Consider the following 22,201-nt stretch of genomic DNA (forward strand, 5'->3'; position numbering starts at 1 on the left):
GCCTTGAAGGGACGTCGCCGTTCCCGCCAGAAGCGGAGGAATCGAGGTGTCAGTGCGAGCGGACCTCTTCAGAAGCGCTCCGTTCACGAAGGTCCTGTCGCCGCTCGTCATCGCTGCTGCCTTGATCGCGGTCGACTGCGATCGTCCCCGGCAGGCGTCGGGGCCGGAGGCCGGCGAGGGCGGGAGCGGCGGGAGCGGCGGAGGCGGCGAGGACGGCGGGGGCGGAGGGGAAGCCGCGCCTTGCGCCACGGCCGCGGACTGTCCCGGCGTCGACGGCGCGTGTCAGCGGCGCACGTGCGAAGGCGGCCGGTGCGGCCTCGACGCCGCGCCGCGGGGAAAGCCCGTGGGCGAGCAGGTCCTGGGCGACTGCAAGGCGCGCGTTTGCGATGGGCATGGCGCCGTGATCGAGCTCGATGACGACCAAGACGCCTTCTCCGACGGAGACCCGTGCTCGGCCGACGTCTGCGTCGCCGGGGCGCCGAAGAACCTTCCGGCGCCGGCGACGACGGAGTGCGGCGGACCCGACGCGACCGGAGCGCGCTATTGCGATGGGAACGGCGCCTGTGTCGAGTGCCTCGTCGCCGGCGATTGCCTGAGCAACGTCTGCGTCGAGAACCGCTGTGTCGCGCCCGATTGCGGCGATGGCGCGACGAACGGCGCCGAGACCGGCGTCGACTGCGGCGGCTCGGATTGCGTGCCGTGCGCGGATCTCGAGGCCTGCCTCACCGGCGCGGACTGCCGGAGCGGGATCTGCGAGGACGGCAGGTGCCGCGCGTCGTCGTGCACCGACGGCGCGACGAACGGGGCGGAGACCGACGTCGACTGCGGCGGACCGGCGTGCTCGCCTTGCGCCACCGGCAAGGCGTGCGCCGCGGACGGCGACTGCCTGGGCGGCCGCTGTTCAGGGACGACGTGCCTCCCGTCGTGCACCGACGTCGTCCGGAACGGCGCGGAGACCGACATCGACTGCGGCGGCCCCGCGTGCGTCGGGTGCGCCGCCGGCATGCGCTGCGCCGTCGGGCGCGACTGCCTGAGCCACGTGTGCAGCTCGGCAGGCACCTGCGCCGCGCCGGTCTGCGGCGACGGCGTGGTCAACACCGCCGCCGAGGCGTGTGATGACGGCAATACGAGCAACACGGACGCGTGCCTCACCACGTGCGTCGCCGCCTCGTGCGGGGACGGGTTCGTCCGCGCGGGCGTCGAGGCGTGCGATGACGGCAACGCGAACAACACCGACGCCTGCCCCACGAGCTGCGCGCGCGCCGTGTGCGGCGACGGATTCGTCCGCGCCGGCGTCGAGGCGTGTGACGACGGGAACCGGAACGCGGGCGACGGGTGCAGCCCAGGGTGCCTCCTCGACGGCTGCGGCGACGGCGTGATCCAGGCCGGCGAGGAGTGCGACGACGGAAACACGAGCAGCACCGACGCCTGCCCCATCACCTGCCGCGCCGCGAGGTGCGGCGACGGCTTCGTGCGGGACGGCGTCGAGGGCTGCGACGACGCCAACACGTCGAGCGGTGACGGCTGCAGCGCGGGCTGCGTCGTGGAAGCGAGGTACACCTGCCGGGGCACGCCGAGCGTGTGCTCGTACTCGAAGGAGCGCAACTGCGGCGACGCGGAGGACGACGACCTCGATGGCGAGACGGACTGCGCCGACCCGGACTGCGCGCTCGGCTGCGACAATGCCGTCGGCGCGTGCTCGCCCGGGCAGGTGCTGTGGGTGCAGTCGTCCACGGACATACCCAAGACCGTCACGGATCGCGCTGTCGCTGCCAGCGTCCTCCCGGTCGTCTCGAGGGGCACGATCCGGCGCGTGACGCTCGAGCTCGATATCGCGCATTCGTTCGACGGAGATCTCGATATCTCGCTCACCTCTCCGTCGGGTACGACGGTCGATGTGTCGAGCGACAACGGCGGCTCCGGCGACAACTACCGGAAGACCGTCTTCGACATGGGCTGCGCGACCGCGGTCACGGGAGCGATGGCGCCGTTCCGCGGCTGCTTCCGCCCGGAGGCGTCGTTCGCGGCCTTCCTCTCGGGGCCGGCGAACGGCACGTGGACGCTCCGGGTCGGGGACGACGCCGGGTCCGACTCCGGCACGCTGACCGCGTGGTCCCTCGCGCTCTGCATCGAGCCGTGATCGCAGGGCGGCGCCGCCGCGCGCGGGCCGCCCGCCGAGCGCGCCTTGAGGGCTGCGACGAGGGCAGGCGCGGCCGCGCCCGGCCGGCCCGATCGGCCGCGCTCGCCTGGCATGGTCCCCGTACCGGCGGCCTTCGATCCATGCCAGGGTGCGCCCGTGCCCTGGGTCCGCGCATCGCTTCGAGGTCAAACGGTCTATGCTCGCGCCGACGCCGCCGGCGCCTTTGTCGCGGAGGAGGGCGGTGGCGTCGAGATCCGCTACAAGCCGCACGACGGCCGCAGATACAAGGCGCGCGCCGAGAACCTGACCGTGGTCGACCCGAAGGTCTTGCCCGACGACACCTGTGGGCCTGCGGAAGCGGTCGTGAAGGCGCGCGCCGGCGAGCAGCCCGAGGCGGGCGCGGCCGCCCCGGCGCCGGCCGGGCGCGCGCAGCGCAAGGCGCCGGCGCGGGGGGAGTCCGGCGCGGCGCCCGTCCCGGAAGGGGCCGTCATCGTCTACGCGGACGGGGCGTGCTCGGGGAACCCGGGGCCGGCGGGGCTCGGCGTGGTGATCATCGACGGCGGCCGGCGGATCGAGCGCAGCGAGTTCCTCGGCACCGCGACCAACAACATCGCCGAGCTGACGGCGATCCTCCGCTCGCTCGAGGAGGTGGAGGAGCCGGGGCGGCCCATCGTCATCCACACGGACAGCCAGTACTCGATCGGCGTGCTCCAGAAGGGGTGGAAGGCGAAGGCGAACGCCGAGCTCATCGCCTCGCTGCGCGAGGCGCTCGCCGCGCGGCCGCGCGCGCGCCTCGTGTATGTGCCGGGGCACGCGGGCGTGGTGCTCAACGAGCGCGCCGACGCGCTCGCGCGCGAGGCCGTCCGCGAGCGTGCGTCCCGTCGGACGGTGTACCCCGGCTCCGGCTGAGCCCGGGCCGCGCGGGGCCGGAAACGCGTGGAACCGCCCGGGGCCCAGTGGTAGAGGCGCGCGATGCGTGTTCCGCTCCGCCTCGCGCTCGCCGGGCTCGTCGCCGCCGCCGCCTTCGCCTCGCCGCTCGCCCACGCGGTCGTGAGCGAGCGGATCGTCGCCGTCGTCGGCGATCGCGCCATCCTGCTCTCGGATCTGCGGCAGCGGGCTCGCCCCTTCCTGCTGCAGATCCAGGCCCGGGTCCCGCCGGGCGCGCAGCAGGCGGCGGCCGAGTCGCAGGTCTTCCGCGATCTCCTCCAGAAGATGGTGGACGAGGAGCTCGAGGGGCAGGCCGCCGAGAAGGCCAATATCCGCGTGACCTCCGAGGAGATCGAGAACGCCTTCCGGAACATCGCGGCCGCGGAGCAAGTGACGGTCGAGGAGCTGTTCCGGATGGCGCGGGCGAGCTCGGGGCTCACCGATCAGGAGTACCGCGACGAGATCCGCCGGCAGATCCTCGAGGGGAAGATGCTGCAGCTCCGGGTGAAGGGCCGGGTGCGCATCACCGAGCAGGACGTGCGGTCCGCCTTCGATCGGCTGGTGCGCGAGGAGCGCCGGCGGCGCGACTACCACCCGGCGTGGATCGTCCTGCGCGTCCTGCCCGGATCGAGCGCCGAGGCGGTCGAGGAGCGCCGCGCGCTCGCCGCGGCGCTCGCGGAGCGCGCGCGCGGCGGCGAGGATTTCGCGGCGCTCGCGCGGCAGTTCTCGGACGACACAGCGACCCGCGAAGAGGGCGGCGACCTCGGGGTCCGCGCGCCGCAGGGGACGCAGGCCGCGGCGACCGGCCAGCGCGAGGTGATGGCCCCGGAGCTCGAGGCCGCGCTGATGGCGATCGAGCCGGGCGGCGTGACCGCGCCGATGCGCGCGGGCGACGCGTTCGTGGTCATGAAGCTCCTGAGCCGCCAGCCGTCCCGCTTCACGACGCTCGAGGCGGCTCGCCCGGAGGTCTTCCAGCGGCTGCAGGCGGAGATCATGACGAAGGCCAAGCAGAAGTGGCTCGACGATCTGAAGCGCGGGACGCACGTGGAGGTCCGGCTCTGACGCGCAAGGGCGAGCGGGCCGCGACGGGCGCGGTGCGCGCGCGCGGCGCGAGCGGCGAGGGAGATGCGGCCGTCCCCGAGTGCACCGCGTGCGGCACCTGCTGCTTCTCGACCCTGCCGGAGTACGTCCGGGTCTTCGGCTGCGATTACGATCGCATGGACGATCGCGCGCGAGGGCTCACGCGCTTCATCGGCAACCGCTGCTACATGCGCATCGAGGACGGCCGCTGCGCCGCGCTCACGCTGGACGCGGAGCTCGGCCGCTTCCTGTGCTCGATCTACGAGGTGCGGCCCGACTGCTGCCGCGCGCTCGAGCGCGGAAGCGGCCAGTGCCTCGGCGAGCTGAACGAGAAGCGGGAGCGGCCGCTCCTCGCGCTCGAGGCGCTCCGCCGCCGCGCGGGCGGCGAGGGAGGCGACGGCGTTGCGGTCTCCGCGGGCGGCGCGAGCGGCGAGGGAGACGCGGCGGGCGCCTGCGGCGCGAACGGCGCGGGGACAGCCGGCGGCGCCGTGTAGGCGTGGCCGGCGCCGCGGTCAGGGCGACGCGTCCCTGTCCTCCACCGGCGGCGCGCCCGCGTCGATCGCGCTGCGATCGATCCGCATGCTCACGTCGAGCGTGACCGTTTGCCCCTCGGAGACGGTGATCGTGCGCTTCTCCTCGGGCGCGTTCGGGTGCCGGAACGTGACGTAGTGCCGTCCGGCCTGGAGCGGGATCGCCCGCGCCATCGGCGTCACGTCGATGAGCTCCCCGTCGATGACGACCTCCGCCCACGGCCTGGCGAGGACCTTCAGGTAGCCGCGCTCCTCCGAGCGCTCGCCGGGCTGCCTGACCTCGGCGCTGGGCGGCTCCGCGGCGTCGTGCTGGCGGAGGCTGAGCTCGATGAGCGCGCCGCCCGCGACGATCAGCGCGAAGACGCCGACGAGCCGGCCCACGTCGGGCGCGAGCGACGGCGCGCTGCGCTGCCCGACGGCGGGGCGCGCGGAGGGCGCCTGCGCGGGCGGCAGCTCGTCGCCGCCGAGCTTGGCAGCCGCGAGGGCGCTCGCGATGAGCGCGCGCGGCTGCGGATGACCGCGCTCCGCGAGCTCCTCGGCCAGGGCGTCCGCGACGGCGCGGCCGTTGTCGTAGCGCTGCTCCGGCTCTTTCTCGAGGCACCGGAGCACCACGCGCTCCAGGCCGCGCGACACGTCGGGCACGAGCCCCCGCAGCGGCTGCGGCGGCGCGTTGCGGATCCGGTGCGCGACGGCCCTGCCCTCGGCCCACCGGTCCTCCTCGCGCTCGCGCGGCGCGCCGGGCGCGGCCGACGCGCGCTTCGACGCTTGATTCGACGCGTGGTTCGAAGCACGGCTTGCGTCCTCCGGCCCCCCCTTCGGCTCGTCGAACGGGCGCACCCCGGTGAGCATCTCGAACAGCACGACGCCCAGCGCGAACACGTCCGCCTGAGGCCCGGGCTCCGCCCCGAGGATCTGCTCGGGCGCCATGTAGTCGGGCCGCGCGAACGTGTCGCTGCCCTCGAACGGCTCCGGCAGCGAGGGTTGCCGGCCGTCGGACGCCGCCGCGAACTCGAGGATCTTCACGCCGCCCGCGGGCGTGACGATGACGCGCTCGGGGCGCAGCTCGCGGTGCACGACGCCCCGCTCGTGCGCGTGCCCGAGGCCGCGCGCGATCTCCAGCGCGATGGCCGCCGCGGCGCCCTCGTCGAGGCGGCCGGCGCGCGCGCACAGGGCCGCGAGCGTCGGCCCCGAGAGCGGCTCCAGCACGAGCCATATCCGGTCCTCGTCGCGCTGGAAGTCGTGGATGTCGATGATGTTCGGGTGCCGGATGCGCGCGAGGATCTTCGCCTCGCGCTCGAGGCCGGCCGCGAACGCGCTCGCGGCCGACACCGTGGGCTTGAGCGTCTTGATCAGCGCCGCCCGGCCGAGCCCCGCGTGCTCGGCCCGGTACGTCACGGTGAGCGCCCGCGACGAGACGGCCTCGCGCAGGATGTACGGGCCGAGCTGCCTCTGGTCGGCGCCCACTTACCGCTGTCGGACGCGGAGCGTGCGCCCCGTCATCGCCGCGGGCTGCGGGAGGCCGAGGATCTCGAGCATCGTCGGCGCCACGTCGCAGATGCGGCCGCCGGACCGGAGCACGATGCCGGGGTCGTTCTTGTTCAGGTAGTAGAGCGGCACCGGGTTGAGCGTGTGGGCGGTGTGCGGGTTGCCGTGCTCGTCCTTCATCTGCTCGCAGTTGCCGTGGTCCGCGGTGATTATCAGCGCGCCGCCGGCCTCGCGCACGGCGTCCCCGATGGCGCCGAGCCCCTTGTCGACCGCCTCGTTGGCGTGGATGGCGGCCTCGAGGATGCCGGTGTGCCCGACCATGTCCGGGTTCGCGAAGTTCACGAGGATGAAGTCGTACTTGCCGCTCTTGATCGCGGCCACGACCTCGCTCGCGACGCCCGCCGCGCTCATCTCCGGCTTCTTGTCGTAGGTGGCGACGTCGCGCGGCGAGGGCACGAGCTTCCTGTCCTCGCCCGGGAACGTCTCCTCGCGGCCGCCGTTGAAGAAGTACGTGACGTGCGCGTACTTCTCGGTCTCCGCGCACCGGAGCTGCGTGAGCCCGGCGCGGGCGATCACCTCGGGGAACGACTCGGTCACCTCGTCCTTCGGGAACGCGACAGGCAGCTTCAGCGCCGCGTCGTACTCCGTCATGCCGCTGTAACAGTGCTCCTGGAAGGCGAAGACCGGCTTGCCCCGGTCCGAGAGGAGCTCCAGCACCTCGGCCGGCAGGTTCCGCCGCGTGAGCATCGCCGAGATCTCGCGCATGCGGTCGGGCCTGAAGTTGACGGAGAGGCCGACCTCCTCTCCCTGCCACTCCCAGCGGGGCTCCTGCGAGGCGAAGTCGGCCACGAAGTCGCCCTTGATGCCGCTGTAGTCGCCGATGCGGACGGGCTCGACGAACTCGTCCGTCTTCCCGGCCGCGTACGACTGCTGGATCGCGTCGAACGCGGTGTCGGCCCGCGGCGCCTCGCCGCGCACGATCGCGGTGTAGGCCTTCATGACGCGGTCCCAGCGCTTGTCGCGGTCCATGGCGTAGTACCGGCCCGAGATGGTGCCGATGACGCCGATGCCCTGGAGCGCCTCCTCGATCTTCTCGACGTAGCCCCACGCGCTCTTCGGCGGCGTGTCGCGGCCGTCGAGGAACGCGTGCAGGACGAGGGGCACCTCGTGGAACTTCGCGAGCTTGATCAGCGCGAGGAAGTGGTCGAGCGACGAGTGGACGCCGCCGTCGGAGACGAGCCCGAAGAGGTGCACCCGGCACTTGCGGTCCTGCGCGACGCGGAACGTCCGGTCGATGATCTCGTTCGAGCCGAGCTTGTTCTCGGCGATCGCGACGTCGATGCGCGAGATGTCCATCAGCGCGATCCTCCCCGCGCCGAAGTTCAGGTGGCCGACCTCGCTGTTGCCCATCTGCCCCACCGGGAGCCCGACGTCGGGGCCGCTCGTCCCGATCAGCGTCTTCTCGGAGTCCCGCTTGATCGCGTCGAGGTTCGGCATCGCCGCGAGGGCGATCGCGTTCTGGTCCTTTTCTTCGCGCTCGCCGAATCCATCGAGGATGCAGAGGACGAGCGGACGGGGGCGTTGCGTGGGGGAGGGGGCTGCTTCGCTCATGGCGGCGGAATCTACAACGAACCCGCGGCGATCGGAGGGGGGCTGCTCACGGAATTTCGCCGGGCGAGCCGCCGCGCGCGGCGTGCATGCTAACATCCGAGCATGTCCGACTGCGCCCGTCGCGCCACGTACCAGGATGTGCTTGACACGCCGCCGAATCAGGTGGCGGAGGTCCTGAACGGCGTCCTCCACGCGACGCCGCGGCCTTCCGTGTTCTCCCGCAACGTGACGTCGGTGCTCGCGGGCGAGCTTTACCTGCCGTTCCGTCGGGGCATCAAGGGGCCTGGCCGGTGGGCGCTGCTTGTCGAGCCCGAGCTGCACCTCGGCACCGATCCGGACATCGTGATCCCTGACATCGCCGCGTGGCGCCGCGACCGGATGCCGCAGATCCCGATGCGGAACGCGGCGATCTTCCTCGCGCCCGACTGGGTGTGCGAGGTGATCTCGCCGTCCACCGAGGCGCTCGATCGCCGCGACAAGATGGAGATCTACGCGCGCGAACTCGTGGCGCACTACTGGCTGATCGACCCGCGGCTCCGGCTCCTGGAGGTCTACCGCATCGACGGTGGGCGGTTCGCGCGCGTGGGGGCGTGGGAGGGTGACGTCACCGTGCGCGCGGCGCCGTTCGACGCCGTGGAGATCGAGCTCGGCGTTCTCTGGCAGGAATAGCGCAGGAGCTGCCGTCGCCGTCCGGCGTCGAGCCGCGCGCCCTCATGGGATCGAGCGGCGCGCGCACCGGGCAGGGTGCGTGAGCTATGGTCGGCGTCGCGGTGGGCCGGAGCGCCCGGGGGCTCCGAGTGCTCGGCGAGCGCTGCGTGGAGGTGACCCTCGAGCGGCAGGTCGCGGCCTCTGGTCGATGAGCTCCGCGTGGTTCGAGGGCAGGACGATGTGTGCCCTCATTGCGCGCTTGCCCCGTGAGAGATCCGGTTGTCTTGCATGATCAGCACTCTCCCTCTCTCGTCACACATCGCGTAGTGCGCCGACGGGATACTCGGCCGATGGGGTCTTTTATCGTGATTGTCACCCCGCGAGAGGGGAAGCGACGGCCCTCCGCCGGATGCGGCCGGGGCGTGCGGCTTGCATGGACGTTGAGGACGCACGGCCATGTTCGGCGCTCATCATGAGCAGCCGTCGCACGGGGGGATGAACATGAAGCGCATCAACATCATCGGCATGCTGGCCGCGACGCTCGCATGCCTCGGGGTAGCGCAGCTCGCCTCGGCCGCAACCACGACGCCCGTCGAGGAGCTCGTCCTCGTCGCGGAAACACGAGCTCCCGTCGCCGCGGATGCACCCGACGCTCGTCCTGCACGCCAGCGGCCCTGGTACAGGCCCTGGCACGGGTACTGGTATGGTCATTGGCACGGGTACTGGCATGGTCATTGGCACGGGTACTGGCACGGTCATTGGCACGGGTACTGGCATCGTCCTTGGCACGGTCATTGGCATCGTCTCTGGTACGGGTACTGACGGTGACATGGCCGGTGGCGGTCCGATGGGGCCTCACACCTTCGGCCGGTGGACGCCCGATGGGGGCAGGATGAAGCGTTGAGCGCGCCGGCGTGGCGGCGCTGGCGCCGCGAGGCAGGAGAGCGCGACGGGCGGCCCCATCTCGCCTCGCTCTCGTCGGTCAGGATCGCGAGCGGGTACTACCGGAGGGAGCAGCATGGAGGAAAAACCGAACAGCCGGAGCCACGCCGCAGCCTTGGTCGCCGTCGTGGGCCATCTAGGCCTCGTCGTCATGGGGGCTCTCCAGATCTATCCCGAGGGAGATGTTTGGCCGGCGCGGGCGCTCGCGTATTACGGCGCGCTCTCCGGGGCCGAGAGCGGCTATGCCTTCTTTGCTGACAGCATCACCCCGCTGCCGAGGGCCAGCTTTCACGTCTCGGACGCCGGCGGCGCGACCATCACCGACGCCCTCGAGTCGGGCGCCAGCCGCGAGACGGAGATCCGGATCCTGAACCTCATCACGCCTTTCTTGAACGTGGAGGACCCGACGATCCAGCGCTCGATCGCCGCCTCGTGGGCGGGCAAGGTGCTGGCGAGACACCCCGCGGCCGAGAGCGTCCTCGTCCGACTGGAGACGTACGATTTACCGTCGATGCGGGAGTACCGGGAGGGGAAGAGGTCCAGCTGGAACCTGCAGTACGAGGCGAAGTTCATGATCCGCTCGAAGCTCCGGACCTCTCGAGAGGCGAGCGGCGGTGCGCGGTGAAGGACCCTTCGAACTGCGTCCACGAGCCGGCCGAAGGCAGCGAGCGCGCGCGCGTCCTCCGCTCGATCGAGCGCTTCGCGCTGGCGCCGGCCTCGGCGGCGCCGCTCGCGGCCCTCCGCATCGGGCTCGCGGCCGTGCTCTTGCTTCAAGCGGCGCTCGTCGCGCCCGCGCTCTTCGAGCTCTACGGTCGGTCCGGGATCCTCCAGGGGCCCCTGCGCGACGTGTTCGCGAGGACCGAGCTGCCTCGCATCGGCTGGGCGGTGGAGCTGCTCGCCCCGCTCGGGATCGGGGAGGATCCGGTCATCCTGGGCACGGGGGTGATCTACGTGGTTGCCCTCGCCGCGCTCCTGGGCGGTTGGTGCACAAGGGCCGCGGCCTTCCTGGCGTGGCTCACCCACCTGGTGCTGGTGACGACGGCGAGCTCCACCGTCTATGGCGTGGACAGCTTCGCCAGCATCTTTCTCTTCTATCTCCTCTGGGTGCCCTCGGAGGCCGCCTTCTCCATGGATCGCCGGCTCGGGCGCGTGCAGGGAGGACCCACGCCGGCGGCCCGGCTCGGGCTGCGCGTGGTGCAGCTGCATCTCTCGTTTGCTTACCTGGTCAGCGGGCTGGGAAAGGCCGCGGGCGAGCCGTGGTGGGACGGCGAGGCGATCTGGCGTTCGGTCATGTTGCCGGAATACCGGCAGTTCGACCTCTCGTGGCTCGCCCACGCCCCCTGGCTCGCGGCGGTCGCCGGGTGGACGGTGCTGCTCGTGGAGATCGGCTATGGCTTCCTGATCTGGCCGCGCCGCACGCGGCTGCCCTGGGTCGTCGCCACCGTGGCGCTGCACGCCGGGATCGCCTTGTTCATGGGGCTCCTCGTGTTCGGCGCCCTCATGGCGGTGCTCACCATCGCCGCGTTCGCGGTGCCGAGCGAGCCCCCCGGGCCTGCGGCTCCGGCTGGCGCGGCGCCGGGGCGGTCCGCGCGTCCCCCCTTCTGGCGAACGGCGCCCCCGGATAAGCTGTCGCAGGTTCGATCATGTCGCGCACGGCCATCCCGACCTGGTGCATCGCTGTGGTTCTGGTGAGGCACCGGAGCCGGTTCCTCCTCGTGCACGAGCGCAAGCACGACCAGCGCTGGTATCTGCCGGCGGGCCGCGTCGAGCCCGGGGAGACGTTCGCGGAGGCGGCGCGGCGCGAGGCGCTGGAGGAGACCGGCGTGCCGGTGGAGCTGGAGGGCATCCTGCGCATCGAGCACAGCCCGGGCCCCTTGCAGGCGCGCTTCCGGGTGATCTTCCTCGCGCGCCCTCGGGACGCCACGCCCCCGAAGAGCCAGCCGGACGAGCACTCGCTCGAGGCGCGCTGGGTCACGCTGGAGGAGATCGCGGCCTTGCCGCTGCGCGGCCCCGACGTGGAGCTCTATTGCGGCGACGTGCTGGCCGGAGCGCAGGTCTTCCCGCTGTCGCTGCTCGGGGCCGAGGGGGAGCCGCTCCTCGTGAGCGGCCGCTGAGGCGGCGCCTCTCGGGCCATGGCGATCCTGCCCGCCGCGCGGCGGCTCGTGCCTACAGCTTCAGCTTCATCCCCTCGTGGCTCGCCACGAAGCCGAGCCGCTCGTAGAAGCGGTGCGCGCGCAGCCGCGCCTTGTTCGAGGTGAGCTGCACCCGGAAACACCCCCGCCGCCGCGCCTCGTCGATGGCCCATCGCATCATCGCCTCGCCGATCCCGCGGCCCCGCAGGCCCGGGTCCACGATGACGTTCTCGATCTGCGCCACGCGTGCTCCGCGGTTCGCCACGTACTGGATGATGGTCAGGTGGAACGCGCCGGCGACGCGCCCGTCGACCTCGGCGACCAGCAGCGCGTTGTTCGGATCTTCCGCGATGGCGGCGAGCGCCTCGCCGTAGCGCGGATCGAGCGGCGGGCCGGGGTGGTCCGTCTTCGCGTTGCCCTCGTCCGGGATCGAGAAGAGATGGACGATCACGGGCAGGTCTGCCTCGGTGGCGCGGCGGATGGCGGGTACGAGCTGCGGCTGGCTCATGCACGCATCCTGCCACAACGCATGGCCGTCCCGGGCTTCGTGCGTCGTCCGCCCGCGCTGGCCGCGCCCCCCGCCGACCATAGGCGCGCAGGCGCCTCCGCTGCGGCCGAACACGTGAGCGGGGAAGCAAGGGAAGCATAGAAGCACGGAATCATGGAATCATGGAATCATGGAATCATGGAAGCAGAGGGGCAGGGAAGCAGAGGCGCAGAGAAACAGACGAGCAGGAAAGCATAGATGTTGAGAAGCAGCGGCGCGGGGAGCGGGAAGTGTGAATGAAAAGAACTGCAGGAGTTCTTCCTTTTCAGGCCCGTAGGATTCGCCTCCATGCCCGAGTGTGATCTAGACACAAGCGATCAAGCCGTGCAGAGTCGACACACCATCATGTCGACCCGGAGGACCGTGTAGATGCGCGTAGTCAACACAGCCGACATCCTCGCGATCGAGCCTCTCAAGGCGGATGAGCGCACCCTGCTAGGGCTATTCAAGGATATCCGGAAACACTCGGAGCTCTCGGCTTACCTGCCGGAGGCTTGCCGCCTCTCCTTGAGATGGATCCGCCTCCTCGAAGATCAGCCGCTCAAGCCTCGTTCGCTCCCCGGCAAAGGCATGCTCGTCATCACAGAGGGCGCAGGCGAGGTCATCGGGGACTCGCGCCGGGGCGTTCGGGCGGGAGACGTCGTGATGGTCCCTCCCGGCGGGCTTCAGGGGCTCGTGGGCGGCGCGCCGGACGGGCTCTCCGCTCTATCCGTCCATTTCGAGGAGTTCGATGAAAGCGAGGCTCGCTGGGAAACGCCGTGTCTGTGCGCGGCGCTCGGGCGGGAGGACAGCGTGGAGGAGGGGGCCCCGGATCGCGCCGTGTCCCCGGTGGATCTCCTCGTCGAGGAGAACGAGGTCCATGCGCGGGAGTTCGCGGGCAGCCCCTTGATGCAGCTCATCCGGTCCGAGCGCGCCCTCCGGGACGACGTGAAGCGGCGGATGCTCGGCGCGCTCCAGATCTGGTCGAACGCGTTCCAGAAGGTCCTGTGCGCCAGGGTCGTCTTCGAGTCGCACCCCGGGGCCATCGCGATCGCCGAGCGCCACCTCGCCGACGAGGTCGGGCACAACCGGAGGCTCTCCCGGATGCACGATCCGCGGAGCTCGCCGTCCTGGGACCGCGGCATCGCCGCGGCGTCGTCCTGGTTCATCGAGCGGATGGGCTCGGCGTCCACCGAGGAGCGGACGGTCCTCGTCCACTTCGTCATCGAGCGCTGCGCCGACGTCCTCCTCACGGCGGCCCAGCAGATCTTCCCCGACTCGGACTACTTCGCGACGCACGCCGAGGTGGACGCCGAGCACTTCAAGCTCGGGCACAGCCTTCTGAAGGGCTTCCCCGGCCTCGACCTCGGCCCGCTGCGGGGCGCGCTCACCGAGGGCTGGCAGATGATGAACCTGATCTGCCAGCGCATCAGCGACATCGCTGCGGGGGACGGCGACGCGGCCACCGAGATGCCGGCGGGCGGCGCGAGCCCCGGCGAGCTCGCCCGCGATCCTCGGCGCGAGCTGACGGCCGTGCTGGATGGCCTCTACGGCGGTGTGATGTGAACCGCTGAAACGCCGAGGGAGAGGGAGAGCCTTTCGCTCTCTCCTCTCCCTCTCGCTCCTGGCGCGCGTGCTCTTCGTGGCGCGCGGCGCGCCGCGCGTCCGGCGCTAGCTCGAGGCCTTCACCACGTCGGTGATGCCCTGCACGCTCTTCGCGCTCTTCGCGAGCATCTCCTTCTCTTCTGCGGTCAGCGGCAGCTCGACGATCTTCTCGATGCCCTTGCCGCCGAGGATGACCGGCACGCCCATGAAGATGTCCTTGTACCCGTACTCGCCGTCCAGGTAGGCCGCGACGGGGAGCAGCCGCTTCTGGTCGAGCAGGTAGCTCTCGGCCATCGCGACGGCGCTCGAGGCGGGTGCGTAGTAGGCGCTCGTCCCCATGAGCTGGACGATCTCGCCGCCGCCCTTGCGGGTCCTCGCGATAAGGGCGTCGAGCTTCTCCTTGCTGATGAGCTCGGTCGCGCGCACGCCGTTGATCGTGCACGCCGACGGGATGGGCACCATGTCGTCGCCGTGGCCGCCGAGGACCATCGCGCGCACGTCCTTCACGGAGACGTTCGCCTCGCGCGCCAGGAACAGCTGGAAGCGCGCGCTGTCGAGCACGCCCGCCATGCCGAGCACGCGCTCGCGCGGGAAGCCGGTGCGGCGCTTGAACTCGTAGACCATCGCGTCGATCGGGTTCGAGATGACGATCACCAGCGCGTTCGGGCAGTGCTCCTTCGCGCCGTCGGCCACGCTGCGGATGATCGGCAGGTTCGTCGCGACCAGGTCGTCACGGCTCTGGCCCGGCTTGCGCGGGATGCCGGCCGTGACGATGAGGACGTCGGCCCCTGCACAGTCCGCCCAGCTCGAGGTGCCCTTGATCGAGGCGTCGTAGCCCAGGACGGCGCCGTTCTGCTCGAGGTCGAGCGCCTTGCCTTTCGCGAAGTCCGTCTTCTGGGGGATGTCGAACAGCACGACGTCCCCGAGCTCCTTGCGCGCGATGAGGGCCGCGAGCTCCCCGCCGATGTTGCCGGCGCCGATAAGGGCGATCTTTCTTCGGTTTGCCATGGGCGGCCCTATTACCACCCCCCCGGCCGGAGACCAACGGGGCTCCAGGGCGGGCGCAGGGGAGGGAACTCGGCCGGCGCCTGCGAAACCTGTCGACTCGGCCCGCGAGCCCGGGTAAGCCGCGCCCCATGGTCACCGAGGACGATCTGCGCACCGCGCTCGGCAGGGTGCTCGAGCGCACCTCGCTCGCGGGCCCCTTCGCCCGCTACGAGGGCAAGGTGCGGGACTGCTACACGACGCCGGACGGCCGCCGCCTGCTCGTCGTCACCGACCGCATCAGCGCCTTCGATCGCGTGCTCGGCACGCTGCCGCTGAAGGGCCAGGTGCTGAACCGGCTGTCCGCCTTCTGGTTCGAGCGCACGCGGAGCGTCGCGCCGAACCACATGATCTCCCAGCCCGACCCGAACGTCCTCGAGGCGATCGAGTGTGTGCCCCTGCCGGTCGAGATGGTGGTGCGCGCCTACGTGACGGGCGTGACCTCGACCAGCATCTGGACGCACTACGCGCGCGGCGAGCGCGTCTTCTGCGGCCACCGGCTCCCCGACGGCCTGCGGAAGAACGAGCGCCTGCCACAGCCCATCCTGACGCCGAGCACCAAGGCGCCGAAGGGCGGGCACGACATCTCCGCCTCGCGCGAGGAGATCCTCGCCCTCGGCACCATCGCGCCGCGCGACTTCGACGCCGCCGCCGAGATGGCCCTCGCGCTCTTCGAGCATGGCGCCCGCGCGTGCGCGGAGCAGGGGCTCATCCTCGTCGACACCAAGTACGAGTTCGGCAAGGACCGGGACGGGAACATCGTCGTCATCGACGAGATCCACACCCCCGACTCGTCCCGCTTCTGGTTCGCCTCGTCCTACGGCGAGCGCTTCTCGGCCGGCGAGGACCCGGAGTCCTTCGACAAGGAGTACGTGCGCCGCTGGCTCGCCGCGCGCGGCTTCCAGGGCGACGGGCCGATCCCCTCGATCCCGGACGAGGTCCGGATCGAGGCGTCCCGCCGCTACATCGAGGCGTTCGAGCGGATCACCGGGGCGGCGTTCGTCCCCGACCTCGAGGACCCGGCGGTGCGCATCCCGCGCAACCTGGGGGTGTGAGGCGGGCGCGGCCGCGCCCATGAATCGTCGCGGGGCGCAGGTGCGCACCGCCATCGCATAGAGCTCGACCCCTCGCTCGGCAGCGCGCCCGACCTCGAGCAGCGGCTGAAGACGATGGCGGACGAGATGCTCGCCAACACCGTCATCGAGGAGTACGAGGTCACGATCGCGCCGTAGCCCTGGCCCCGCGGGCGGCGGCTCAGGCCTCGGGCGCGACGAGCTTCTTCGCCCAGAGGATGGCGTCCTTGCGGGCGCGGCCGACGACGAGGTGCCGCGCCAGCACGGCCGAGCGGCGGAAGCCGTTCGCGAGGAGGGCGGCGCACAGCTCCTGGTCGTCGGCAGGGGCGAAGGTGAACGTGCTCACGGCCTTCTCCTCGACGAGGCGGTCGCAGAGCGCGCCGATGGCGGCTGTCGTGGCGAGCCGCTCCGACTCGTGGCGCGGCGAGCTCAGGAGCTCTAGGAACGAGTTGCCGAAGCACGACTGCATCTCCCACGCGGCGTGCAGCGTGAAGCCGCCCCGCGCGGACAGCACGTAGCCCGTCCGCACCGCGTCGCGCCCGAACGGCTCGAAGCCCGTCAGCGCCCGCCCTGCCCGCTGCGCGGCCGAGGCCGCGCGCCGCAGCTCGACGCCGCTCGCGGGCGCGATCTTGACCGCGGGCAGCGGCCGCCCCTCGGCCTCCCGGAGCAGCCGCCGCGCGCGGGCGATCGTGCGCTCCGCGAGCAGGACCGCCGGCGAGGCCGCGACGTCGTCGCCCTCGCCGCCCTCCTCGCCGTCGCCGCTCGCGCGCAGCCGCGACGTCATCTCGGACACGACCGCCCCGAGGATCCAGGCGTCGCTGCGCTTGTAGAAGCCGGGGATCGACCCCTCCCGCGTGAACCCGAGGCGGGTCCACGTCGGCACCTCGTCGCGCTCGACCAGCGTGAAGATCTTCTCGACCCCCTCGCGCTTGGCGGTCGACAGGACGAAGCTCCGCTTGGACGGCGTAGGTCCCGCGCGGAAGTCGACGATGCGGAGCGTCCGGTGCCGTCGATTGACCAGGAGACAGAGCGAGACGGAGTCGTTCCGGAACAGGAGCTCGTCGACACCGCTGCTCGCCGTCGAAGACAAGTTTGTCGCTGCCATACCCCTCACGCTCGGCGCAGACGTGACGCCTCGGATCAGATGGTCATTGCAGAATTGCAAATTGCAGATCTGCAATGCCCCCTAGCAGCCGAGGCCCACAGCGTCAACGATGTCGGTGGGATCGCGGTGAGGAGGGGGATCAGGGGGTCGCGGCGAGCCGGCTTGCGTCGGTCGGCTTGACCCCGAGGGCCACGAGCGCGTCCTGGAGCCGGGAGCGCTGGAGGGAGATGCGGGTCGGCATCCCTCCGGAGATCTTGAAGGTCTCGAGGAAGTTCACCCCGCTGTCGAACCGGGCGGCGAAGGTGATGCTGTCGTTGTCGACGACGACGGAGATGGGCGCGCGCTCCTGTCCGATGAGGAGGAGCAGGGTCTTGTCGTAGGCCCCGCCCCGCTGGGAGGCGTCGACGAGGACGAGGCCCGGCTCGACGCGCTCGTAGCGGAGCGCGATCCGGCGGGTCTCGGCTTCCATGGTGGCGAGCTCGGCGCCGGCCTGGTCGATGGGGGTCCAGAGCGACGGGTCGGAGAGGCCTGACGCGAGGTGCCGGACGATGAGGCCGAAGAGGGCCTGATCGCGGGGGCGGGCGCGGAGCGCGCGGTCCATGCGGGTGGCGGCCGGGCCCGGGACGCCGATGCGGGTGTCGATGGCGCGGGCGTCGTCGTCGCAGCCGGGGTAGGGCTCGACGCCGCCGCGCATCCACTTCGCGCCGCTGGCGAGGCCGTCGAAGTCGACGTGGCAGACGAGGGTGTCGACGCGCCCGGCGCGGGCGACGAGCTCCGGCGTGATCATCTCGGGGCAGGCGCCGTGCTCGGCCTTGGTCGACAGGACGAAGCGGGGATCGCCGGCGAAGCGCGCGTGGTGGGCGCTGTCGTGGTGGTCGACCCAGGCGGCGAGCCGCGGTCCGAGGTCCTGGATGAGGGGGAGAGTGACCGTCTCGAAGCTCTTGCCCCCCGCCTCCGAGGCGAAGGCGATATCGAGGACGGCGACGTTGCCGCGCAGATCGCGGGCGCGGGGGAGCTTGCGGGGGGAGGCGAAGGCGAGATCGAATCCGTGCATGGCGTGGCTTCCCGGGGAGGCAGGTACCGTCCAGCCGGGCGACCCGGCGCGTGCCGCGTCGGGCGCCCTGCTCCATACACCCGAAACGCTCGAAGCGCTGCGGTGGAGGACCTTTCTCGGGCGAGGCCTGAATGATCCGCTAGGATGATCCGACCAACGGCAGGGGCGGCTCGGCGTGCCGGGCGGCCCTGAAGTGCTCCGCCGCGCAGAGCTGGCCGGCGGTTCCAGGGAGACTCGACAGGTGGAGACCGCGCTCGGGCTCGCCGCGCGAGCCGGGCTGCCGGCCTGTGTCGGAGGAAGTGGATGAGAAGCAACGTTCTGGGACTCGGTCTTCTGGCTCTTGGGGGGGGGCTCTGCGCGGGGCTCCCGGGCGCGCCGGCCGTCTCCGAGGCGAGGGCAGAGCCCGCCCAGGTGGTGGTCTCGGCCGCACAGGTGACGGGGGCGGCCGCACAGGCGACCGCGACGGTCGGGCAGGCGGTGTCGGGGCCGGCGTGCAAGCTGAAGGGGACGGCGCCGGTGGCCAAGGGCGCCCGGCTGCATGACGCGCCGAGCGGCGGGCGGGCGGTCGCGAGCTTCACCGGCGCGCTGGTCCCGATGACGCTGAGCGCGATCCCGGCCGATCCGGCGGCGGGCCGCGCGCGGCTGAGCACGTCGGACAGCTCGCCTGCGCTGCGGATCGACGGTTATATCGCGCCCTCGGACGTCGCTGTGTTCACGACGCGCGACATCCCGGTGATCGCCGGGCACGTGTGGATCTCGAGCGCGCAGAAGGTGAAGCTCGTCGCGGCCACGGGTGATTCGCTGCGCGCGGAGCTCTTGATCTCCGGGTCCGAGGGGCAGACGGCGAAGGCCTCGGCGCCCTGCGACGCCTTCGCGCTGCAGCGCGGCGTCTCCATGAAGATGGAGATCCCCGGCAGCGCGCGCGGCTACCTGATGAAGACGTCGACGATCGAGCTCTTCGATCGCGCTGGCGGCGACGTGATCTTCACGCTGAAGATGCTGGAGGGGGCGGCCCAGCTCTTCTGGAGCACCGAGGCGAAGCCCGGCTTCGTCCACATCATGTCGCGGGGCGACCTCACGATCGACGCCTGGGCGCGCCTCAAGGATCTCGAGCCGCTGAAGAAGGGCGAGATGATGGACCAGTACATCCCGCCGACGACCGCGGTGGCCGGCGCGCAGCTCGCGCTCGACAAGGCGCCGCCGATCGTGAAGGCGACGAGGGCCATCCCGGTGCGCGCGCGGCGCGACGAGAAGGAGAAGCCGATCGGCGAGATCGAGGCCGGCGCGGAGATCTACCTGCTCGAGACGGTGGCGGGCTGGACCAACGTGCTCCCGAAGGCGCTCGGGATGACGCCGCCGGACGAGGGCGGCTTCTGGATCCCCGCCTCGGAGACGCCGAAGTAGCGAGGGCGCGCGGGCCCGCCGGGCGCGGCGGGCAAGCCCGGACGACGCGACGCAGCGCCGGTCCGGGTGGGAGCGGCGCTGTGCTCGAGGCGCCAACTCTCGAGGGGTCTCGCCGCGCCGGGCGATTAGGATGGCGCGCATGTCCAGATCGCCGTTTCGTTTCCGGCGGCCTCGCCTTGGCGCCGCGGCCGGGCTGATCGCAGCCTCCGCCGCCGTCGGTGGCAGCGCCGCCGCGCAGGTCGCGCCCGTGGTGCTCCCTCACGCGGCGGGCCAGCAGGCGCTCGCTGTCCGCATCGATGCGGGCGGGGTCACTGCCCGCGCCTGTCCAGCCGCGGCGGCGTGCGCGCCCGACGGAGGCAAGGTCCTCGCCGTGCCGTCCGAGGTGGCGCCGCTGCTCGGCGGCGCGCGCGTCGTGCCGGTCACCCTGGCCGACGGCAAGCGCCTCGCCAAGATCGAGGTGCCGGCCGCAGGAAAGCCGGCGGGCGCCGGCGCGCCGGAAGGCGCGGGCGGCAGCTGGGTGATGCTGCTCGCGGCGCCGCTCGCGGGGAAGGGGACGGAGCCGCTCGTGCTCTGGAGCGGCTGGACCGGCGTCGCGACCGGGGAGCACGGCGAGGGGCGGAGCGACGCCGTGGTCGTGGAGCCGCTCGGCAGCGGCAACCGCGTGCTCCTCGGGCAGCTGCGAGACGACGTGACCCTCTGCGGGCGGCCGGCGCTTGTCGGCGCGAGCGAGGTCGATCCCCGGACGATGATGCTCCTGAAGGGGGCCAGCTTCCAGAACCTCTCGGCGGAGGAGCGGCGCGCCGCGGGCAAGGTGGTCGCCGAGCGCCGCGACGCCGACGCGCCGGTGGCTACCTTCCGGCTGCTGCGCCCGACCGCCGCGTCGAGCGCGGTCGGCAAGCGCTTCGCGGAGATCGCCGACGGCGATCCGAAGACCGCGTGGTCCGAGGGCAAGGTGGGCGCGGGCCGGGGCGAGTTCGTGTCGTTCTCGTCGGCGGACGAGGTCGGGATCACGGGCCTCGGCCTGCGCATCAAGCCGTCCGATGGCGTCGAGGGTGGCGCCGCGCCGCGCACGCTCTTCGTGGCGACGCCCGATCGGCTCTTCCAGGTGAGCTTGCCCGAGGACGCGTGGCTCAAGGAGTCCGCCGGCTACGAGGTGAAGCTCCCCGAGGAGATCAAGGCCTCGTGCATCGCCGTCGTGCTCGACGACGCGTACGCGCCGGCGGGGGCCGGGGGCCGCGGCGCGCCCTCCGCTCCGGAGGTGCGGGTCACGATCGCCGAGGTCACGGCGCGCACGGCGTTCGACGGGCAGAACCCGGCGGCGCTCGTGGGCGCGCTCGCGGGCGGCGGTGAGCGATCCAGGGCGGCGGCGGCGCTGCTCGCGCGCGGCGGACCGGAGGCGGTCGAGGCGGCGATCGCCGGCTATGACAGGCTCGACCCCGCGGGCAGGCAGCTCGCCCGGGGCGTGATCGACACGGCGCCATGCGCGGTGCAGATCCCGTTCCTCACCGCGCGGCTGGCGTCCGGCGCGGCGTCGGCGGCGCAGCTCGCACCCGGCGCGGCATCCGCGGGGCGCGCGTCCGGGTTGGCATCGGCGCCGGGGCGCGCCCCTCGCGCCGCGCCGCCAGAGCCGGATCCGGAGCTCCACCACGCGCGCGATCGCATCCGCCGTTGCGGGCGCGCGGCCGCGCCGGCGCTCGCGGAGATCGTGAAGGCGGGCGCGCCCGCGGCCAGGGTGGCGGCGGCCCGGGAGCTCGCGCTCGTTGCGCCGGCCGAGGCGATCCCGGCGCTGCTCGACGCCCTCGCCGGGGCGCGCGGCGGAGCGCGGAGGGAGCTCCGCGCTGCGCTCGCGCTCGCGGCGCGGAGCGAGCGGGCCGCTTCCGTGGTCGAGGAGGAGGTGCAGCTCGAGCGGCTCCGCGCCCGGCCGGAGGACGCGCAGCTCGATCTGTTGCGCGCGCTCGGGCCCGCGCTCGGGCGGGTGAAGGGCGGCGGCGCGGCGTTCCAGGCGCTCGCTTCGGCGGGCGGCGCTCCCTTCGAGCGGCGATACCTGCTGCAGGCGCCGGCCGCGGCGCTCGCGCGCGCGGGCGAGGCGCCGGCGGAGGCGTACCTCCGGGCGTCGCTCCGGAAGGACGCGGACGCGCACGTGCGCCTCCGCGCGGCGGAGGTCGCGGCGGACGTGCCGGCGCTCGCGCCGGACCTGCTCGCGGCGGCCTCCGATCCGGACGCGCGCGTGCGCGAGGCGGCGATCGTGGCGCTCGCGCGCGCGGTCTCTGCCGGCGCGAAGCTGCCTGCTGGCGCGGGCGAGGCGCTCGCGGCGCGGCTCACCTCGGACCCGTGGACGTTCATCCGGGGCGGCGCTGCGCTTGCGATCGGCGCGATGCCGGCGACGACGGCGGGCGACCGGGCGCTCGTCGGGGCGCTCGCCGACAGCTCGCCCGAGGTGCGCCAGCACGCGCTCGACGGCCTCGGCGCGCACCGCGCGACCGCGCACATCGAGGTCGTGCGCGACCGGGCGGAGGACAAGGAGGAGGACGTCGAGGTGCGCGCGCGGGCGATCCTCGCGCTCGGGGCGATGTGCGACGCGAGCTCGGTCGACCTGTGGACGCGGCTCGCGCTCCGCGCGAAGTCGCCCATCGGCGAGCACGATCAGCGGCTCGGCTCGGCGGCGCTCGCGGCGCTCGGGTCGGTGCACCCTGCGGATCTGCCCGCGCGTCTCAAGCCGCTCCTCGACAAGGACACGCCGCACGGCCTGCGCGAGGCGGCGAGGGCCGCGCTCTCCGCGCCGCCGCAGTGCCGCCGCCGCTGACGCGGCAGGCCGGCCTCCGCGCGCGCCGTTCGCGCGCTAGGCAAGGTCGCTGCCGAAGCAGCTCGCGCGCCTCGACTTCTGGGGTAGCCCCT

Annotated in this window: 19 protein-coding genes; 13 read left to right on the forward strand and 6 right to left on the reverse strand. The window is 72.5% G+C overall.

Annotated features, from left to right (window positions below; all coding sequences use genetic code 11):
• Positions 1 to 46: 46 nt before the first annotated feature.
• From WMF19_RS05910 to WMF19_RS05925, 4 genes are all read left to right on the forward strand, one after another.
• Positions 47 to 2,140, forward strand: coding sequence for a DUF4215 domain-containing protein (locus WMF19_RS05910; RefSeq protein WP_437898160.1), 2,094 nt, complete (start codon positions 47 to 49; stop codon positions 2,138 to 2,140).
• A gap of 156 nt (positions 2,141 to 2,296) precedes the next feature.
• The gene (locus WMF19_RS05915; protein ID WP_437898161.1) at positions 2,297 to 3,049 is read left to right on the forward strand and encodes a ribonuclease HI; all 753 of its coding nucleotides are present in this window, start codon (positions 2,297 to 2,299) and stop codon (positions 3,047 to 3,049) included.
• 63 nt (positions 3,050 to 3,112) lie between these two features.
• The gene (locus WMF19_RS05920) at positions 3,113 to 4,129 is read left to right on the forward strand and encodes a peptidylprolyl isomerase (protein ID WP_437327829.1); all 1,017 of its coding nucleotides are present in this window, start codon (positions 3,113 to 3,115) and stop codon (positions 4,127 to 4,129) included.
• A 32-nt stretch (positions 4,130 to 4,161) separates the two neighbouring features.
• A complete protein-coding gene (locus WMF19_RS05925) occupies positions 4,162 to 4,641 on the forward strand; it encodes a YkgJ family cysteine cluster protein (RefSeq protein WP_437898162.1) in 480 nt (159 codons plus the stop codon).
• A gap of 18 nt (positions 4,642 to 4,659) precedes the next feature.
• Here the strand turns inward: WMF19_RS05925 and WMF19_RS05930 are convergent, their stop codons facing one another.
• Together WMF19_RS05930 and gpmI are read right to left on the reverse strand one after the other, a co-directional pair.
• Complete coding sequence (locus WMF19_RS05930; protein WP_437898163.1) at positions 4,660 to 6,141, reverse strand: serine/threonine protein kinase; 1,482 nt, start codon at positions 6,139 to 6,141, stop codon at positions 4,660 to 4,662.
• Complete coding sequence (gene gpmI, locus WMF19_RS05935; protein WP_437898164.1) at positions 6,142 to 7,773, reverse strand: 2,3-bisphosphoglycerate-independent phosphoglycerate mutase; 1,632 nt, start codon at positions 7,771 to 7,773, stop codon at positions 6,142 to 6,144. It lies immediately after the preceding gene.
• A gap of 102 nt (positions 7,774 to 7,875) precedes the next feature.
• Here gpmI and WMF19_RS05940 point away from each other — a divergent pair, with 102 nt between their 5' ends.
• The 4 genes from WMF19_RS05940 to WMF19_RS05955 all read left to right on the forward strand — a co-directional run bounded on the left by WMF19_RS05940 (position 7,876) and on the right by WMF19_RS05955 (position 11,477).
• Entirely contained in the window at positions 7,876 to 8,442 is a 567-nt protein-coding gene (locus tag WMF19_RS05940) for a Uma2 family endonuclease (protein WP_437532961.1), read from the forward strand.
• Between the two features lie 997 nt (positions 8,443 to 9,439).
• The gene (locus WMF19_RS05945) at positions 9,440 to 9,988 is read left to right on the forward strand and encodes a hypothetical protein (protein WP_437898165.1); all 549 of its coding nucleotides are present in this window, start codon (positions 9,440 to 9,442) and stop codon (positions 9,986 to 9,988) included.
• The gene (locus WMF19_RS05950) at positions 9,985 to 11,055 is read left to right on the forward strand and encodes a hypothetical protein (RefSeq protein ID WP_437898166.1); all 1,071 of its coding nucleotides are present in this window, start codon (positions 9,985 to 9,987) and stop codon (positions 11,053 to 11,055) included. The genes WMF19_RS05945 and WMF19_RS05950 overlap by 4 nt, the downstream gene beginning before the upstream one ends.
• Entirely contained in the window at positions 11,007 to 11,477 is a 471-nt protein-coding gene (locus WMF19_RS05955) for an NUDIX domain-containing protein (RefSeq protein WP_437799232.1), read from the forward strand. The genes WMF19_RS05950 and WMF19_RS05955 overlap by 49 nt, the downstream gene beginning before the upstream one ends.
• Positions 11,478 to 11,529: 52 nt before the next feature.
• Here WMF19_RS05955 and WMF19_RS05960 read toward each other — a convergent pair whose 3' ends face one another.
• The gene (locus WMF19_RS05960) at positions 11,530 to 12,003 is read right to left on the reverse strand and encodes a GNAT family N-acetyltransferase (protein ID WP_437327837.1); all 474 of its coding nucleotides are present in this window, start codon (positions 12,001 to 12,003) and stop codon (positions 11,530 to 11,532) included.
• 408 nt (positions 12,004 to 12,411) lie between these two features.
• Here WMF19_RS05960 and WMF19_RS05965 point away from each other — a divergent pair, with 408 nt between their 5' ends.
• On the forward strand, positions 12,412 to 13,587 hold the full coding sequence (locus WMF19_RS05965; RefSeq protein ID WP_437898167.1) for a hypothetical protein: 1,176 nt from the start codon (positions 12,412 to 12,414) through the stop codon (positions 13,585 to 13,587).
• A 105-nt stretch (positions 13,588 to 13,692) separates the two neighbouring features.
• On the opposite strand, the gene mdh is transcribed toward WMF19_RS05965, so the two are convergent.
• A complete protein-coding gene (gene mdh / locus WMF19_RS05970) occupies positions 13,693 to 14,634 on the reverse strand; it encodes a malate dehydrogenase (protein WP_012233684.1) in 942 nt (313 codons plus the stop codon).
• A gap of 128 nt (positions 14,635 to 14,762) precedes the next feature.
• Here mdh and WMF19_RS05975 point away from each other — a divergent pair, with 128 nt between their 5' ends.
• Positions 14,763 to 15,725 (forward strand): phosphoribosylaminoimidazolesuccinocarboxamide synthase, encoded by a 963-nt coding sequence (locus WMF19_RS05975; protein ID WP_437898168.1) that lies wholly within the window; start codon positions 14,763 to 14,765, stop codon positions 15,723 to 15,725.
• Between the two features lie 57 nt (positions 15,726 to 15,782).
• Positions 15,783 to 15,902 carry a phosphoribosylformylglycinamidine synthase subunit PurS gene (locus tag WMF19_RS05980; protein ID WP_437901599.1) on the forward strand — a complete coding sequence of 40 codons (120 nt, stop codon included), beginning with the start codon at positions 15,783 to 15,785 and terminating at the stop codon, positions 15,900 to 15,902.
• A gap of 22 nt (positions 15,903 to 15,924) precedes the next feature.
• On the opposite strand, the gene WMF19_RS05985 is transcribed toward WMF19_RS05980, so the two are convergent.
• Positions 15,925 to 16,848, reverse strand: coding sequence for a hypothetical protein (locus tag WMF19_RS05985; protein WP_437898169.1), 924 nt, complete (start codon positions 16,846 to 16,848; stop codon positions 15,925 to 15,927).
• Positions 16,849 to 16,987: 139 nt separating this feature from the next.
• Positions 16,988 to 17,902, reverse strand: coding sequence for a hypothetical protein (locus WMF19_RS05990; protein WP_437898170.1), 915 nt, complete (start codon positions 17,900 to 17,902; stop codon positions 16,988 to 16,990).
• Between the two features lie 303 nt (positions 17,903 to 18,205).
• On the opposite strand from WMF19_RS05990, the gene WMF19_RS05995 reads away from it, so the two are divergent.
• Entirely contained in the window at positions 18,206 to 19,306 is a 1,101-nt protein-coding gene (locus WMF19_RS05995) for a hypothetical protein (protein ID WP_437898171.1), read from the forward strand.
• A gap of 139 nt (positions 19,307 to 19,445) precedes the next feature.
• Complete coding sequence (locus WMF19_RS06000; RefSeq protein WP_437898172.1) at positions 19,446 to 22,109, forward strand: HEAT repeat domain-containing protein; 2,664 nt, start codon at positions 19,446 to 19,448, stop codon at positions 22,107 to 22,109.
• Positions 22,110 to 22,201 lie beyond the last annotated feature (92 nt).

Origin of the sequence: Sorangium sp. So ce124 (assembly GCF_051525235.1) — a bacterium.
Taxonomy (GTDB): Bacteria; Myxococcota_A; Polyangia; order Polyangiales; family Polyangiaceae; genus Sorangium; species Sorangium atrum.